General features: G+C 47.9%; 14 protein-coding genes. 12 read left to right on the top strand and 2 right to left on the bottom strand.

The window, feature by feature from the left end; all coding sequences use genetic code 11:
* Positions 1-2: 2 nt before the first annotated feature.
* The gene (cls, locus tag MKY28_RS29170) at positions 3-1451 is read right to left on the bottom strand and encodes a cardiolipin synthase (protein WP_339284418.1); all 1449 of its coding nucleotides are present in this window, start codon (positions 1449-1451) and stop codon (positions 3-5) included.
* Between the two features lie 330 nt (positions 1452-1781).
* Between cls and argC the strand changes: the two genes are divergently transcribed.
* The 8 genes from argC to argH all read left to right on the top strand — a co-directional run bounded on the left by argC (position 1782) and on the right by argH (position 11236).
* Complete coding sequence (argC, locus tag MKY28_RS29175) at positions 1782-2831, top strand: N-acetyl-gamma-glutamyl-phosphate reductase (protein WP_340937716.1); 1050 nt, start codon at positions 1782-1784, stop codon at positions 2829-2831.
* A gap of 130 nt (positions 2832-2961) precedes the next feature.
* Positions 2962-4200: a bifunctional glutamate N-acetyltransferase/amino-acid acetyltransferase ArgJ gene (gene argJ, locus MKY28_RS29180; RefSeq protein ID WP_340937717.1), complete on the top strand. Its 1239-nt coding sequence runs from the start codon at positions 2962-2964 to the stop codon at positions 4198-4200.
* 80 nt (positions 4201-4280) lie between these two features.
* Positions 4281-4484 carry a hypothetical protein gene (locus tag MKY28_RS29185; protein ID WP_340937718.1) on the top strand — a complete coding sequence of 68 codons (204 nt, stop codon included), beginning with the start codon at positions 4281-4283 and terminating at the stop codon, positions 4482-4484.
* Between the two features lie 52 nt (positions 4485-4536).
* The gene (gene argB, locus MKY28_RS29190) at positions 4537-5376 is read left to right on the top strand and encodes an acetylglutamate kinase (RefSeq protein ID WP_340937719.1); all 840 of its coding nucleotides are present in this window, start codon (positions 4537-4539) and stop codon (positions 5374-5376) included.
* A 407-nt stretch (positions 5377-5783) separates the two neighbouring features.
* Positions 5784-7037, top strand: a complete 1254-nt coding sequence (locus MKY28_RS29195; protein ID WP_340937720.1) for an aspartate aminotransferase family protein — start codon at positions 5784-5786, stop codon at positions 7035-7037.
* 199 nt (positions 7038-7236) lie between these two features.
* Positions 7237-8202: an ornithine carbamoyltransferase gene (gene argF, locus MKY28_RS29200; RefSeq protein WP_340031270.1), complete on the top strand. Its 966-nt coding sequence runs from the start codon at positions 7237-7239 to the stop codon at positions 8200-8202.
* Positions 8203-8489: 287 nt separating this feature from the next.
* On the top strand, positions 8490-9725 hold the full coding sequence (locus tag MKY28_RS29205; protein ID WP_017692004.1) for an argininosuccinate synthase: 1236 nt from the start codon (positions 8490-8492) through the stop codon (positions 9723-9725).
* A 107-nt stretch (positions 9726-9832) separates the two neighbouring features.
* A complete protein-coding gene (gene argH / locus MKY28_RS29210) occupies positions 9833-11236 on the top strand; it encodes an argininosuccinate lyase (RefSeq protein ID WP_036612430.1) in 1404 nt (467 codons plus the stop codon).
* Between the two features lie 206 nt (positions 11237-11442).
* Here argH and MKY28_RS29215 read toward each other — a convergent pair whose 3' ends face one another.
* Positions 11443-12231, bottom strand: a complete 789-nt coding sequence (locus tag MKY28_RS29215; RefSeq protein WP_340937722.1) for an alpha/beta hydrolase — start codon at positions 12229-12231, stop codon at positions 11443-11445.
* A gap of 274 nt (positions 12232-12505) precedes the next feature.
* Between MKY28_RS29215 and MKY28_RS29220 the strand changes: the two genes are divergently transcribed.
* The 4 genes from MKY28_RS29220 (at position 12506) to MKY28_RS29235 (ending at position 16216) form a co-directional block, all read left to right on the top strand.
* The gene (locus MKY28_RS29220) at positions 12506-13129 is read left to right on the top strand and encodes a YhbD family protein (RefSeq protein WP_340937723.1); all 624 of its coding nucleotides are present in this window, start codon (positions 12506-12508) and stop codon (positions 13127-13129) included.
* A 14-nt stretch (positions 13130-13143) separates the two neighbouring features.
* Positions 13144-13872 carry a polymer-forming cytoskeletal protein gene (locus MKY28_RS29225; protein ID WP_127551501.1) on the top strand — a complete coding sequence of 243 codons (729 nt, stop codon included), beginning with the start codon at positions 13144-13146 and terminating at the stop codon, positions 13870-13872.
* Between the two features lie 34 nt (positions 13873-13906).
* Positions 13907-14590, top strand: a complete 684-nt coding sequence (locus MKY28_RS29230; RefSeq protein ID WP_340937724.1) for a hypothetical protein — start codon at positions 13907-13909, stop codon at positions 14588-14590.
* Positions 14591-14662: 72 nt separating this feature from the next.
* Positions 14663-16216 carry an MDR family MFS transporter gene (locus MKY28_RS29235; protein ID WP_340937725.1) on the top strand — a complete coding sequence of 518 codons (1554 nt, stop codon included), beginning with the start codon at positions 14663-14665 and terminating at the stop codon, positions 16214-16216.
* Positions 16217-16369 lie beyond the last annotated feature (153 nt).

The following is a 16369-nucleotide window of genomic DNA, read 5'->3' on the forward strand; positions in this document are numbered from 1 at the left end:
CGCTACAAAATCGGAGATAGCAGACGGGAAATGGCTTCTTTGAAGCGGATAATGAGACTACGTTTTTGGTATTCATCGAGCGTCATTTCTCGCGATACATGCAGGTCGTGCTCAAAGGTTTGTACAAGTGCTGTCGCAATCGCTTCATCGTACATAAAAGCATTAACCTCAAAGTTCAACCGGAAACTGCGGTAGTCAATATTGGCGGTTCCCACGGATGCAACCAAACTGTCGATGATAAGTGTTTTGGCATGAATGAAGCCATTATCATATATAAATACTTTGGCGCCCACCTTCAACAACTCACCAATATAAGATAACGTAGCCCAATATACAAAAGCGTGGTCTGGTTTATTTGGAATCATGATGCGAACATCTATACCGGACAGACACGCGAGACGAATAGCTTCGAATACACTGGCATCCGGGATAAAATAAGGCGTTTGAATCAGAATCGAATGTTTGGCCCCATTAATCATCTTAAGATAACTGTTCTTGATATGCTCGGTCTCTGCATCAGGTCCACTGGAGACAATCTGCATGGCAATCTTTCCTGTGCCCTCAATATGAGGGAAATGCGCCGGAACATAAGGTGTGTCGTGTTGCTTGGACGCTTCATTCCAATCTAGGAGAAAACGGGTCTGCAGCGCATGAACGGCATTCCCTTGAATACGCAGATGTGTGTCACGCCAGTAACCGAATTTGGAGTTCAAGCCAAGATACTCATCTCCAACGTTAAACCCGCCTGTGTACCCCAGGTTACCATCAATGATGACAATCTTACGGTGGTTCCGGTAGTTCATACGCAAGTTGATCAGACTGAATTTGGAGGGGAAAAAGACTTCAACCAAACCGCCTGCTTCGCGCAATTCTTTGAAAAAACGTTTTGATACCCGCCGTGATCCGAGCGCGTCATACAGCAAACGAACTTTGATGCCTTCCCGCGCTTTGCGGATGAGTGCATCTCGAATTCTTTTGCCCAGACGATCGCCTCTATAAATGTAGTATTGTACGTGCACGTGATCCTTGGCCGCTTCGATGTCATCCAAGAGCCGTTGGAACTTGTCTGTTCCGTCCGTAATGATCTCAACCGCATTATCTTCCGTCACCAGAGCTCCGTTCTGCTTCAGGTTCATATAGATCATGTCCTGGCTAGTCTCGGTTGCTTGGTTGCGGAAAGGGGTGCGGTTATCGTGCAACTGCGTGAGCTGGGCTTCAATACGTTCCTCTAGCCCGAGCTTCTTACGTTCTTTCCACTGGAAAAGCCGGTATCGGGTCAGGTTCTGACCGGTTAAAAGATAAAGTACAAACCCAAACACCGGAATAAAGTTCAAGACGAGCAGCCAAGCCCAGGAAGCGCTGGCATCCTTCCGTTCGAAGAAAACGACTGCTGCCGCAAAAATAATATTCAGGCCAAGGAGTACAATAAGTAAAATGGATTCGATATGCACTATAGTCCCCCACGTCTCATAATGACCATCATGAATCTATTCATATGTCCTTGGTAGCAGGTTAGTTATGAATGAGACCCTGATTGTAATGTTTCCTACTAATAGGTATTTTAACAGATGTATACCTATTCGTCCCGGATGAGAAAAAAAGATATGTTCGGATTGGATGGAAATCCATGTGAAATTGATGATAGAGTGTTGTATTTATATAACCAGAGTCGTATAATAATACACAAATATGCATATAAGCGACGGAATTGCTGTGTTCAAGTATCCTTCAGGCAAGGGCATAGCACAAGTAGCGCATACATCGAGATTGGGGGAGCGAGAGTGAATAACAAATTAAAAGTAGCAATCGTCGGTTCCACCGGCTACGGCGGGGTGGAGCTGATTCGTTTTTTCCAGAACCATCCGCTGGTTGAAATCACATCGGTGATCTCATCATCGAGCAGTGGTGAGTCCATCGCAGATGGATTTCCGCATTTGACGGGCGTGATTCACAGGCCACTCGACGGTGTAGATCCGGCTGAAATTGCGAGTCGTGCGGATCTGGTATTCACAGCGACCCCGTCCGGCGTAAGTGCTAAGCTCGTACCAAGCCTGCTGGCAGCAGGACTTAAGGTGATTGACCTGTCTGGCGATTTCAGACTCAAGGATGGAACAGTGTACGAAGAGTGGTACAAACATCCGGCGCCTTCAGCTGATTTGCTGGAACAAGCGGTATACGGCATGGCTGAGGTGTATGGCGAAGAAGTGAAGGGAAAGAATTTTATATCCAACCCAGGCTGTTATCCAACGGCTACACTTCTTGGACTGATCCCTGCTGTAGAGGCAGGCTGGATTGATCCTTCAACTATTATTATTGATGCCAAATCGGGCGTATCCGGTGCAGGACGTGGAACCCATCTGTCGTACCATTATGCAGAGATGAATGAGAATCTCAAAGCCTACAAACTGAATAAACATCAACATATTCCCGAGATCGAACAAGTGCTTGGCAGTATAACGGGAACGCCTGTTACGGTTACTTTCACAACACATCTGGTGCCAATGACACGTGGAATTATGAGTACGATGTATGCAAACCTCGTTGGGGAACACAGCGACCGGGAGATCGTGGATTTGTACCGCAAATATTATGAGAACCGACCTTTCGTACGTGTACGTGAACCGGGCATCTGGCCTTCTACCAAAGAAGTGTACGGATCCAACTATTGTGATATCGGATTTGCGGTGGATTCTCGCACAGGGCGTTTAACGATTATTTCGGTCATCGACAACCTGGTGAAGGGTGCTTCCGGGCAAGCGATTCAAAATATGAACCTGATGATGGGATGGGAGGAGAACCTCGGGCTGAACATGACACCGGTATATCCATAAGGGATTGGAATTTAGGAGGAGCACTGGGACATTCGGTGTAAGAGTGCTCTCTCAGAGTCTTCTAGGGAGAACGGATCAGGTTAAGCAGGCGATCATCAGCATATAGCTGAACGCATACGGGGGATATGATATGGGAACGAATGTGGAGCAACAGACTTTTACCGTGGTTGAGAACGGAACAATTGTAACCCCTGGGGGATTCACTGCTGGTGGACTTCACTGCGGATTGAAAAAGACATCTCGTAATGACATCGGAGCGATCCGCTGTGATGTACCGGCTACAGCTGCTGCTGTATACACGACGAACGTGTTTCAGGCGGCACCACTCAAAGTAACACGCGAAAGCTTGAGCAACGGACGCCTTCAGGCTGTTATCGTTAACAGTGGTAATGCTAATGCATGTACAGGGCAACAAGGGGAAGAAGATGCTCATGCGATGCGTTCGGCGGCTGCGCGTGAGTTGGGTGTGGCAGAAGAAGACGTGGCTGTGGCATCCACAGGTGTCATTGGTGAATTGCTCAAAATGGATGCTGTACATTCAGGCATTACTGGTCTTCCAGCGCATATGGGCAAGGAGTCGAATGAGGCGGAGCAATTTTCACAAGCGATTCTGACAACGGATTTGGTAAAAAAGGAAGCTTGCGTCTCCGTTATAGTTAACGGTAAGACGGTTACGATTGCGGGAGCCGCCAAAGGCTCGGGTATGATTCATCCGAATATGGCGACAATGCTCGCTTTCATGACCTCTGACGCGGTCATTGGTGCAGAAGCGTTGCAGCGCTTGTTGCGCCAGGCAACCAATCATACATTTAACATGATTACCGTTGATGGGGATACAAGTACAAACGACATGCTGGTAGCTATGTCCAGTGGTTATGCAGGCAATGAAGAGCTGACCACAGAGCATCCAGATTGGGACGCTTTTGCAGCCGGCTTCACCTATGTTTGCCAAGTGCTAGCCAAAGCCATTGCTCGCGATGGTGAAGGAGCAACCAAACTGGTTGAGGTAGAAGTTACAGGAGCAGTAAGTGATGAGTCCGCGCAAGCAATCGCGAAAACTGTCATCGGGTCCAGTCTGGTGAAATCCGCCATGTTTGGCGCAGACGCCAACTGGGGACGAATTATTGCAGCCGTAGGGCGTGCAGGACAGCCGGTGAACCCGGATACCGTAGATATCCGTTTGGGAGATATCTCGGTACTTGCGCAGTCCCGCCCAGTCGTGTTTGACGAAGAAGCGGCATTGGCCTATTTGCAGACTGATACAGTTCGCATCGTGGTGGATTTGCACCACGGCGAAGGAACAGCAACAGCCTGGGGCTGCGACCTGACGTATGACTACGTCCGAATTAACGCCGCATACCGCACGTAATAAACTTTTGGGATAAAGGTTTTGCGAAACAGCTGTCTTCTATTGTGAAGCTGTTTCGTGAGATGTTTCAAAAATTATCAATGAAATTTAAACTTGTTGTTTGGTGTTGGACATATAGCGATAGTAATGGAGAAGACGGAGTTGATTCTGCAGAAGCGGAGCGGTCGCCTTTGTCTCCGGGTGTTCCCCTATATAGGGATAATTCAAGATACCTGGAGACAACAGCGATCGAAAGAACAATCCGAATTCGGAATGGACTCCTACCAGGCTTTGTGACCGTATAAAAGTGTTATATTTTTTTGAATATAATTTTTACTATGATAGGAGCTTGCCCTCATGAATTCAACAATGCCAAACGAGAGTACCGCAACGGAAGCGAGCACAGAGAAACAGATGTTTGTCATGAAATGTGGAGGCAGCACGCTGGCAGCATTGCCCGAGTCTTTCTTTGCGGATCTGCGTGATCTGCAGTCTCAGGGCACGCAGCCGGTAATCGTGCATGGCGGAGGTCCTGCGATCTCGGATAACCTGGCGAAGCTTGGTATCGAAACCGAATTCGTTAATGGCCTGCGCAAAACGACTGAACCTGTGCTGGACGTAGTGGAGATGGTGCTTGCGGGCAGTATCAACAAACAGATCGTGCGCCTGATTCAGCGTGTGGGCGGTCGTGCACTAGGCTTGTCCGGCGTGGACGGGGGTCTCATTCAGGCGAAGCCCGTATCGAACCACGCAGAGATCGGTTGGGTAGGCGATGTCACTGGTGTGAACGCAGAGATTATCCAAGGCATCGTGAACATGGGATACATGCCGGTTATCGCACCAGTTGGCGTAGATGCAACTGGACAACGCTATAACATAAATGCAGATACAGCTGCGGGTGCAGTGGCATCTCATCTCGGCGTAAGCCGGATGATTGTCGTGACCGACGTTCCAGGCATCATGAAGAACGTAGGCGGCGAGAAAAAAGTACTGCCATCCGTATCTGTACAAGAGATTGAGGACATGATCCAGACCGGAGAAATCTATGGCGGTATGATTCCCAAAGTACGTGCAGCAATTGCATGTATTCATGGCCAAGTACGTGAGGTCGTCATCGTAGACGGCAGCGAACCCCAAATCCTGAGCCGAGTGCTCAGCGGAGAAATCATCGGAACAAGAATCATGCGTATGCAATAATTTGCTCGATACGCTAGGGTCTTAATAGTCTTATTTAAATAAAAAAATATGTGCACGGCTTTTTTATATAAGAAATCTAATATTACACTCACAATAACGTAGGGTGCAGAACCAATCTGAAGAATAAAAATGCATAACGGAGAGGACAGAAATAACCTGAAGAAGCGGAGCTAAAAGCTTTCTGAAAGAAAGCTACTTCGTAAGCATCATCTCGCCTTTATCACAGGATTTTCCCCATTGAAGGGGAATAAAAAAAATCCAGGGATAACAGCGATCGGAAGGTTGTTCTGTCATCGAAGTGGAGTATGCATACGTTCGGAAGATGGTTCCGCAATCGGAGTGATCTAGTGTAAATAAGAGCTCTTATATAATTGCCGTTGCACCAACCAATAAGGAGTGATAGGGTCATGGCAAAAGGCAACGAACAGCCAGGTTCTGGCACAGCGGTAGCGGGCGCAACAGCAACAGGTGCAGCGGCACAGACGGAAAGCTCGCTTTTCCAAACGTATGCACGTTATCCAATCAGTCTGGTCAAAGGTAAAGGCAGCTGGTTATGGGACGATCAGGGGAACCGCTATCTCGATTTCATGTGCGGACTCGCTGTAACTAGCCTGGGCCATGCACCGGAGAAAGTGGGAGCCAAGCTGAAAGCTCAGATTGATGAGCTGTGGCATGTATCCAACCTGTTCCAGATTCCAGGCCAGGAGAAAGCAGCAGCATTGCTGACAGCCAATACATGTGCTGACGCAGTGTTTTTCTGTAACAGTGGTGCCGAAGCGAACGAAGCAGCTATTAAAGTAGCACGTCGTTATCACCAAAAGGTGAAGGGTACAGATCGCTATGAAGTGATCACATTTGCCCAGTCCTTCCATGGACGGACACTCGCAACGCTGACAGCAACCGGACAGGATAAGGTGAAAGAAGGATTTTTGCCATTGCCAGCCGGATTTGTAACTGTACCTTTGCATGATATCCCTGCACTTGAAGCGGCAATTGGACCCAACACAGCAGCTATTATGCTGGAAATGGTTCAGGCCGAGGGTGGTGTATATCCGGTTGAACCGGAATTCGTCAAACATGTACGGAAATTGTGTGACGAGAATGGATTGTTGCTCATTGTTGATGAAGTTCAAACGGGAATGGGACGTACGGGTAAATTGTTTGCGCACGAATATTATGGCATTGAGCCAGACGTGTTCACCGTTGCCAAAGGTATCGGCAGTGGTTTCCCTGTAGGCGCGATGTTGGGTAAAGGTTTCCTGCGGGATGCGTTCACGCCAGGTAGCCATGCGACGACATTTGGCGGAACACCACTTGCTTCATCCGTTGTGATAGCAACAATCGAAACCATGCTGGAAGATCGCTTGCCAGAGCGTGCAGCGGAGATGGGTGAATACCTGATGAGCTCCCTGCGGAATCGTTTGGCGGGTAATTCCTTTGTGAAGGAAGTTCGTGGCTTGGGATTGTTAGTCGGTATTGAATGTGCTGAGCCGGTAGGTGATATTGTACTTGCTGGGCAAAAACGCGGTATCTTGTTTGTCTCTGCAGGACCCAATGTGATCCGTTTGCTTCCGAACCTGTATGTGAGCAAAGAAGAGATCGACGAGGCGGTATCGCTGGTAGCCACATTGATCGAAGAGTACGTAGCGGCGAAAGCCTAACATAAAAATGAGAACCTTTCTGTCTCGGGGCCATTACCGGCCTCGAAGCAGAACGAGATGATGAATCCCTGTAGCCGCGCGGTGAACTTGCAGAAGGCGGAAAAGAATAAACATGAGAAGCACCAAGACAAAGTGTCAATGTTGCTCTCTCTTCTGCCCATGCGGGTGCAGGGAACCGGAAATAAGGAGGACATTATACATGACAGCACAACAGACGGAAAAGATTCAGAAAATTGATCTGAGAGGCCGGGATTTTATCGAATTCACGGACTACACAGCAGAGGAGATTCGTTATCTGCTTGATCTCGCAATTGAGATTAAAGGCAAACAAAAAAGCGGTGTACCTTTTCAACCATTGAAAGGCAAAACGATCGGACTTATTTTTGAAAAATCATCTACACGTACGCGTGTATCCTTTGAAGTGGGTATGTTCCAATTGGGCGGACACGCGCTCTTCCTGAGCAAAAATGATATCCAGCTGGGTCGCGGGGAAACAACACATGATACAGCCAAAGTATTGTCCCGTTACCTGGACGGCATCATGATCCGTACCTTTGGACACCATAATGTAACTGAACTGGCAGAGCATGCGGATGTTCCGGTCATTAACGGCCTGAGCGATGCAGCGCATCCTTGTCAGGTACTGGCAGACTTCCAAACGGTGCTGGAGCACAAAGGCAAGCTGGCAGGTCTGAAAATGGCCTACATCGGAGATGGCAACAACATGGCACACTCCCTGATGCTCGGTGCAGCGAAGATGGGTATGCATGTTGCTGTAGCAACGCCAGAAGGTTATGAGCCGGATAGTGCAGTTGTGGAGCAGGCGCGCATTATCGCACAGGAGAGCGGTTCTGAAGTGATTGTAACCTACAGTGCACAAGAAGCAGCCAAAGATGCAGATATCGTGTATACGGATGTATGGGCGAGCATGGGCTTTGAGGAAGAGCAAAAGATTCGTGAGCAGGCATTTGCGGCATATCAAGTGGACGAGGAACTGATGAAAGGCGCGAAGCCAGACTACATGTTCTTGCATTGTCTGCCAGCACACCGCGGCGAAGAAGTGAGTGCCGGTGTAATTGACGGACCGAACTCCCTGATCTTTGATCAGGCGGAGAATCGCTTGCATGCACAGAAAGCATTAATGGCTGCATTAATGAGCGAATAGATGCTATTTGCCTTTATGGGTTGATTTTAGGCGCAGATTTCGCGATGATAGATTCATCTATAATGTACTTTAAAAAGTTAATTAAATAAGAAGCATACACAAACACGGAGAGACAGAAAAAGCCTGAAGAAGCGAAGCGTTCACCTTTATCCCCGGATTTTACCCTTTGTCATAAAGGGATGAAAAAAATCTGGGGATAACAGTGATCGGAAGGATTTTCTGGCTCGTAGGATTCAGTGTATGAAGGCTCTGTTTAACTTAACTGATCTTGGGGAGGACCATTGAACATGGCTAAGGAAAAAATTGTACTCGCGTATTCAGGCGGGTTGGACACATCTGTAATTTTGAAATGGTTGAAAGAAACGTATGATGCAGAGATTATCGCATTCACAGCGGATATTGGACAAAAGGATGAATTAGACGGTTTGGAGGAAAAAGCACTGGCAACAGGCGCTTCCAAAGTATACATTGACGATCTGCGCGATGAATTCGCAAAAGATTTTATCTATCCAATGTTCCAAGCTGGTGCCCTTTATGAAGGACAATACCTGCTTGGTACAAGTATCGCTCGTCCACTGATCGCTAAACGCATGGTGGATATCGCTCGTGCAGAAGGTGCTACAGCCATCGCTCACGGCGCTACAGGTAAAGGTAATGACCAAGTTCGCTTTGAGCTGAACGCGGCTGCGCTGACACCAGATATTAACGTAATTGCACCTTGGCGTCTGGAAGAATTCCGTAACCAATTCCCGGGACGTGCCGAGATGATCGCGTACGCTGAGAAACATGGCATTCCGGTAACCGCTTCTGCGGCTAAACCATACTCCACAGACCGTAACTTGCTGCATATCAGCTATGAGAGCGGTGTGCTAGAAGATCCTTGGTTCGATCCAAGCGCGGACGAGAACAAAGACATGTTCCTGCTGAGCAGTGCACCTGAAGATGCACCAGATCAAGCGGAATATGTTGAACTGGAATTCGAACAAGGTGACTGTGTTGCACTGAACGGTGAGCGTCTGAGCCCACTGCAAGTGATGGAGCAACTGAACGAGCTGGGTGGCAAACATGGTATTGGCCGTGTAGATATGGTTGAGAACCGTTTTGTTGGTATGAAGAGCCGTGGCGTATACGAAACACCAGGTGGAACAATCTTGTTCACCGCACATCGCAAAATGGAGTCCATCACGATGGACCGTGAAGTGATGAACCTGCGTGATAGCCTGATCACACGTTACAGCACACTCGTTTACAACGGCTTCTGGTTCGCACCGGAACGTCTGGCGCTGCAAGCACTGGTGACTGAAAGCCAGAAGAACGTTACAGGTACAGTTCGTGTGAAACTGTACAAAGGCAACATCATCGGCGCAGGCGTGAAAAGTCCTGTCAGCCTCTACAATCCGGACATCGCAACGATGGAAGCTGATCCAACGCAAGCCTACGATCAAGGTGATGCAACAGGCTTTATCCGCCTGAATGCACTGCGTTTGAAAGTAAACTCCGGCGTGGAGCAAAACAAAAACTAATTTCAACCTGCATCTATAGAGCTATATCAATATAAATGACAAGACAGGCCGTTCTTGCACTTCTGGCAGGAGCGGCTTTGTCCATGAGCGAAAGGGGAGTACTCACCGTGAGCAAGCTGTGGGGAGGACGTTTTACAAAACAAACCAATCATTTGGTTGAGGAATATACGGCATCGATCAATTTTGACAAGGCTTTGGCTGAGGAAGATATTCAAGGAAGTCTGGCTCATGTAACGATGCTGGGCAAATGCGGTATTCTTCCGGCGGAAGATGTGGAGACCATCAAAGAAGGTCTGATCACTGTTCTGCACAAAATCCGTGCAGGCGAAGTAGAATTCTCCGTATCGGACGAAGACATCCACATGAACATTGAGAAAAACCTGATCGAGACGATTGGCCCTGTAGGCGGTAAATTACATACAGGCCGTAGCCGGAACGATCAAGTTGCAACGGATATGCACTTGTACCTGCGCGAGCGCGTGGTTGGATTTGTGGGCATGCTGCATTCCTTGCAGGAAGCACTGATTGGACAAGCGAAAGATAACCTCGATACCATCGTACCGGGTTATACGCATCTTCAACGGGCACAGCCGATTCTGTTCGCTCATCACCTGATGGCGTATGTATCCATGTTCCAACGGGATGCAGAGCGTCTGATGGACAGTTACAAACGCATTAACATCCTGCCACTGGGCGCAGGTGCGCTTGCAGGCACAACATTCCCAATTGACCGTCATTTTGTCGCGGAACAACTGGGCTTTGATGGGGTTTACGAGAACAGTCTGGACGCAGTAAGCGACCGTGACTTTATCGTTGAGTTCTTGGCGGCGGCTTCGCTGATCATGACTCACTTGTCCCGTCTGAGTGAAGAGCTGGTATTGTGGAGCAGCACGGAGTTTGGTTTTGTGGAATTGGACGACGCATTCTGCACAGGCAGCAGCATTATGCCACAGAAGAAAAACCCAGATGTTCCTGAACTCGTGCGTGGTAAAACAGGACGTGTGTACGGCAACCTGATCGGTTTGCTGACGGTACTGAAATCTCTTCCACTGGCATACAACAAAGACATGCAGGAAGACAAAGAAGGTATGTTTGACACAGTAGCGACGCTGGAGGGTGCGCTGCAACTGTTTGCTCCAATGATCGCGACAATGACAGTGAACAAGGATCGGATGCGTCAAGCGGTCAACCAGGATTTCTCCAACGCTACGGATATTGCCGACTTCCTCGTGGGAGAAGGCTTGCCTTTCCGTCAGGCGCATGAAGTGATTGGTAAAACGGTACTGTACTGCATCCAGAACAGCAAGTATTTGCTGGATCTGACGATTGATGAATTCCGTCAGTTCTCACCACTGTTTGATGACCGGATCTATGATGTGTTGCAACCGGAAGCGGTAGTGAACGCTCGTAATGTTTACGGCGGGACAGCTTCGGGTCAAGTCGCTGAAGCGATTGGACGCAGTGAGAAGGTACTGGAGATCACCGAGCAATGGATTACGAACCGCGGTTAATACCACCGCTACTATAAGGTACCCTTACAGATACAACAGTACAACAAAGAAGCAGGCCAGAGAACTTTGTTCTCAACGGCCTGCTTCTTTGTGTTGTACAGCGATGTGCTCTAGATATATTGAACTCAACCGCGAACGGAAGGTAGGTTGTTCTACTATCGGAGTACCAGTTTAGTTACTCCTGGTAGCTCCATTGCAATTCTCCACTAATCGCGCTTTTGTAAAGGCAACCATTTCAATACATCCTGAATCTTGGCATCCCAGTAGCCCCACTCATGTTCACCAGGCCCTTCATCGTATGTCAGTTCGAAGTTCGTCTGTTCACAGGCTTGACGGAAGGTTTGATTATCCTCATACAGGAAATCTTCCGTTCCGCAGCATTGGTAGAGCAAAGGTCGAGGACTTTCGCTAGATTGATTTTCTTTTAACAGATGGATCAGATCATTCTCGGTGCCTGCCACCTCTGGTCCGAAAATACGTTGTAACTCCGTCTGTTGCAATGCTGAGGATGCGTTTCTATCCATATGTGCAGACATATCGAGTGCTCCAGACAAACTTGCAGCTGCAGCATATTGATCTGGTTTACGAAGGGCCAGCTTGAACGCCCCATAGCCACCCATGGATAATCCGGCAACGAAATTGTCCTCCCGTTGGTCTGAGAGTGGGAAGAAAGAACGAGCAAGTGCCGGGAGTTCTTCACTGATAAAGCTCCAATAACGTCCGCCTTCTACCATATCTGTATAGAAGCTGCGGTGAACCTGTGGCATAACAACGGCGATCCCGAGGTTGGCCACATAACGTTCGATGGAAGTCCGACGCAGCCAGATGGAATCATCATCAGACAGGCCGTGCAGCAGGTACAGGGTTGGGTGCAGTCCTTTGCCAGTCACATTCTCCATACCGATCTGATTGTGGGTTTGTTGCGGAAGAATGACATGCATGCTGGTGCTAAGCCCGAGCGTATCCGAGTAAAAATCACATTTAATAAGTGCCATGAGTATAAGAAACCCCTTTCATAAGTTCGTTAACCACGTGTTCTGACATGAGACGATGGGATGGAAATCGGATGCCTAGGCCTCCAAAGTGTTTATATGTAACAGGTTATACGCATTACGCTTCCATTGCAATAACAAGATCTACAGTAGAAAACAAAGAATTTCACACCAGTGGTTAAAGTGGAAATCTGTAATCTGATCATCGATTTTTCAATCTGGTTTACAACGTAACAATGTTATGTTACACTCATTTCAATAAAAAGGGGGACCATATATGACGGATGATTTGATCTCCAAGAAAGAATTGTTGGACCTGACAGGAATCTCATACGGCCAGTTATACCGTTGGAAGCGGAAAAATCTCATTCCGGAAGAATGGTTCATTCGGAAGTCGTCCTACACCGGACAAGAGACTTTTTTTCCCAAACAACAGATTTTACTGCGCATTGACAAGATTCTCAATATGAAAGACGGATTATCGCTGGATGAGCTGGCAGACGTATTCTCACCTACGTTGGGTGAAGTAGAGATGTCTGCACAGCAACTATTAGAGCGAAACATTGTTTCACAAATCTCGCTGGAGCTGTTAAAAGAAGCAGGTCGAGAACAACCGCTGTATGCTTTGGAGCAGATTATGATGCTCTACGTCCTTGATAAGCTGTTAATGAGCGGAGATATTACTCGGCAAGAGGGTGCGTTGCTGATCGAAGTGATGTCCGAACATTATTATCGTTTTACAGGCAAACCCAGCGAACTCGTGCTTATTCGTAAGATGGGTGTTCCTTCATTCATGCTGGTAACAGCAGGAACGGAGTTTTATTTTGACAATGGTGTGAAAGTGGTTCTTAGGCAGCCGATGGGAACATTTATGGAAGAATTAAAACTCAAATTGGGATAAGGAGAGGATCATCTATGGAAGAGCGGAATAAGCGGAATGATCTGAATGTGGCGGGCATAAGTCAAACGGCAGGCGGGAATTTTCACCGTGTATCTATTGATGGCATGGCTAAGGTGAACGGCAACCTGGACTGCACCTCTATGGAAGTGAATGGAACATTGAAGATGCACGGCGCTTTGACCTCCGAGAGTGTAGCGATTAACGGCATGTGTACGTTGAATGGACCTCTGACCAGTTCTCGTGTTCGGGTGGATGGCATGACGACGATTAACGGAGATCTCCATAGCCCTGAACTTGAAGTGAACGGAAAGTGTACCGTACGTGGAAGAGTAGATGGGGAACGAATTGATATTGGCGGTGTGATCGATATTGAAGGGGATGTCCAATGTGAGTCCCTGAATGTACGGGGCAATATTAAGATCAGCGGCTTACTGAATGCGGGAACAGTGGAGATCAGGCTGCATACATCTTCTTCGGCTAAAGAGATTGGCGGAGAGCGTATCGATATTCGTCGCAAGGAACAACAGAATGGCTTTTGGAAAAGTATTGGTCTGGGCGGGACCCCTTCATTTAAGACATCCTTAATTGAGGGTGATGAGATTGTGCTGGAAGATACCGAAGCTGACATTGTTCGGGGGAGTAACATTCTTATCGGTCGCGGCTGTAACATCAGACTGGTTGAGTATTCAGGTGAACTTGAGGTAGATCAGGATGCCAAGGTGGGCAGCAGTCAGCGAATTTAAAGTTTGGATATGGAGAGAAAGGGATGGGATCGACATGAATAACAATCCTGGGCGTTCATTGGACAAAAAAATGGATATCAGCATCGTTGGTGATGGCAGTTCTTCTGGTGGCGTGTACGGCAAGATCAAGGTCGTAGGGGACGCGTCCTTTAACGACAATCTATCTTGTGATCGATTCAAATGTACGGGTACATCGGTCATATACGGATCGCTTGAATCCACAGATATTAAAATTACCGGAACCCTGACTCTAACAGAGCGAGAGACCAGCAACGATGGTGAGGATGGAATCCAGGCATCTGGCCTGCATGCCAAAGCTGAGCATATAAAAGTGGTAGGTGAACTTCATCTGTCAGGGGATTGTCAGGCGGAAAATATCAAGCTGAACGGCCGTTTGACGATAGCTGGGATGCTCAGCGCTGAACATATGACACTCAAAATCATGGGTCCATCAGTGGTCAAGGAAATGGGTGGTTCCATCATCTCGGTGAAGAGTGGCCGGTTGAATGACTTGTTTACGGGGAATAAGTCAATTCTCAAAGCACAGATTATCGAAGGTGATGATATTGAATTAGAGAATACGGATGCCGAGATTGTCCGTGGCGATAAAATAAAAATCGGTCCTGGCTGCCGGATTGGTACAGTGGAATACCGTTCATCTCTGCAAATTCATCCGCAATCGGAAGTTTTGCTGCAAAGCAATCGGTCCTTGGACTGATTAACGCAGACTTCTTTTCGGATATACTAATGCAGTCATATGAATAGAGCGTGAATGGAGAGATTGAGTACAATGGTTGCACGTAAAAACAGTATTGGATTGGTGCTGGCAGGGTTACTGCTCAGCATATTAATGGCTTCGATGGATAATACCATCGTGGCAACAGCTATGGGGGATATTGTCGGGAAGCTAGGTGGGCTCGACAAGTTCGTCTGGGTTACCTCCGCGTACATGGTGGCTGAGATGGCAGGGATGCCGATATTCGGTAAGCTATCCGATATGTATGGACGGAAGAAGTTTTTTGTATTTGGTATTATTGTGTTTATGCTTGGCTCAGCGCTGTGCGGAACGGCAACGTCTATTGTGGAATTGACGATGTACAGAGCGATTCAAGGTATTGGTGCGGGGGCCCTGGTGCCGATTGCCTTTACGATCATGTTTGATGTCGTTGCACCAGAATCTCGTGGTAAATTGGGTGGATTGTTTGGAGCCGTCTTTGGCCTCTCCAGCGTATTCGGACCTCTGCTCGGTGCTTACATTACCCAGTATGCGACATGGGAATGGGTATTCTATATCAACCTGCCGCTAGGCTTGATTGCATTTGTGTTTATTGCGTTCTTCTATAAAGAATCCCATCAGCATCAATCCCAACAGATCGACTGGCTGGGTGCTGTAACACTGATCGGTGCTGTTGTGTGCCTGATCTTTGGTCTGGAACTGGGTGGCAAAACATTTGCCTGGGGTTCGTGGCAGATTCTTGGCTTGTTTCCCGGATTTGTAGCATTAGCGCTACTCTTCCTTTTTGCAGAAACCAAAGCCAAAGAACCAATCATCTCCTTCAGCATGTTCCGCAACCGGGTCTACTGGTCCAGTAACGTTATTGGTATGTTCAGTGGTGCGGCGTTCATTACAGCATCCGTGTACATTCCGATCTTCATACAGGGGGTACTTGGTGGTAAAGCGACCAACTCCGGTCTTGTGCTGCTGCCCATGATGCTTGGGTCGGTTGTGACGGCGTCCTTGGGCGGGGTGTTGATGACCAAAATCAAGTATCGCAATATCATGATCCCTACGTTAGCTTTACTTGTCATTGGACTTGGATTGCTGACCACACTGGATGAGAATTCTTCCCTTTGGACGATACGTATCTACATGGTGATGGTTGGTCTTGGTGTCGGTGCTTCGTTCTCCGTACTTAGCAATGCAGCCATGAATGCGTTTGAACCGCAAAGACGCGGAGCCGCAAGCTCCACACTTAACTTTTTGCGGTCCCTCGGTATGACGATGGGCATTACGATCTTTGGTATCGTACAGAGCCAGGTATTTACGCGTAAAATGAACGATGCTCTCGCTGGTTCAGCTGCGGAAGCAGGTGGTGCTTCGGCAGGTGGCGTGCCGCAGGGAGTGGATCTGACCGATCCACATGCGTTGCTCTCACCAGAACTCAGACAGGCGATTCCGCCTCAGGTGCTGGATACCATCACACATGCCCTGTCCTCTTCCATCGTACAGTTATTTGCCTGGGCTGTCATTCCGGCTGCACTCGCGTTGGTCGCTTCCTTCTTCATGGGAAAAGAGAAGATGGTCATAGGCGAAGAGCAAGGCGAATACACTGGCGGTCACTAAACCGTAATGCAGTAAACTAACTATAAGTTAAGGTAGTACAGCTGATCGTAGCTTGGTAAAACTCGAATAACATATCTTAAACCATAAAAAGACACACTTCTCGCGTATCCTTAAAAGGGACGGGAAGTGTGTCTTTTTGTTTTCGTAGGATCA

Source organism: Paenibacillus sp. FSL R5-0473 (genome assembly GCF_038004565.1).
GTDB classification, from domain to species: domain Bacteria; phylum Bacillota; class Bacilli; order Paenibacillales; family Paenibacillaceae; genus Paenibacillus; species Paenibacillus amylolyticus.

Excerpts from the sequence above, each read along its gene's own strand:
- MKY28_RS29185 (WP_340937718.1), top strand. The coding sequence starts at position 4,281 with ATGAAATTTAAACTTGTTGTTTGGTGTTGGACATATAGCGATAGTAAT.
- MKY28_RS29195 (WP_340937720.1), top strand. The coding sequence starts at position 5,784 with ATGGCAAAAGGCAACGAACAGCCAGGTTCTGGCACAGCGGTAGCGGGC.
- argB (WP_340937719.1), top strand. The coding sequence starts at position 4,537 with ATGAATTCAACAATGCCAAACGAGAGTACCGCAACGGAAGCGAGCACA.
- MKY28_RS29205 (WP_017692004.1), top strand. The coding sequence starts at position 8,490 with ATGGCTAAGGAAAAAATTGTACTCGCGTATTCAGGCGGGTTGGACACA.
- MKY28_RS29225 (WP_127551501.1), top strand. The coding sequence starts at position 13,144 with ATGGAAGAGCGGAATAAGCGGAATGATCTGAATGTGGCGGGCATAAGT.
- argJ (WP_340937717.1), top strand. The coding sequence starts at position 2,962 with ATGGGAACGAATGTGGAGCAACAGACTTTTACCGTGGTTGAGAACGGA.
- MKY28_RS29230 (WP_340937724.1), top strand. The coding sequence starts at position 13,907 with ATGAATAACAATCCTGGGCGTTCATTGGACAAAAAAATGGATATCAGC.
- MKY28_RS29215 (WP_340937722.1), bottom strand. The coding sequence starts at position 12,231 with ATGGCACTTATTAAATGTGATTTTTACTCGGATACGCTCGGGCTTAGC.
- argF (WP_340031270.1), top strand. The coding sequence starts at position 7,237 with ATGACAGCACAACAGACGGAAAAGATTCAGAAAATTGATCTGAGAGGC.
- MKY28_RS29220 (WP_340937723.1), top strand. The coding sequence starts at position 12,506 with ATGACGGATGATTTGATCTCCAAGAAAGAATTGTTGGACCTGACAGGA.
- MKY28_RS29235 (WP_340937725.1), top strand. The coding sequence starts at position 14,663 with ATGGTTGCACGTAAAAACAGTATTGGATTGGTGCTGGCAGGGTTACTG.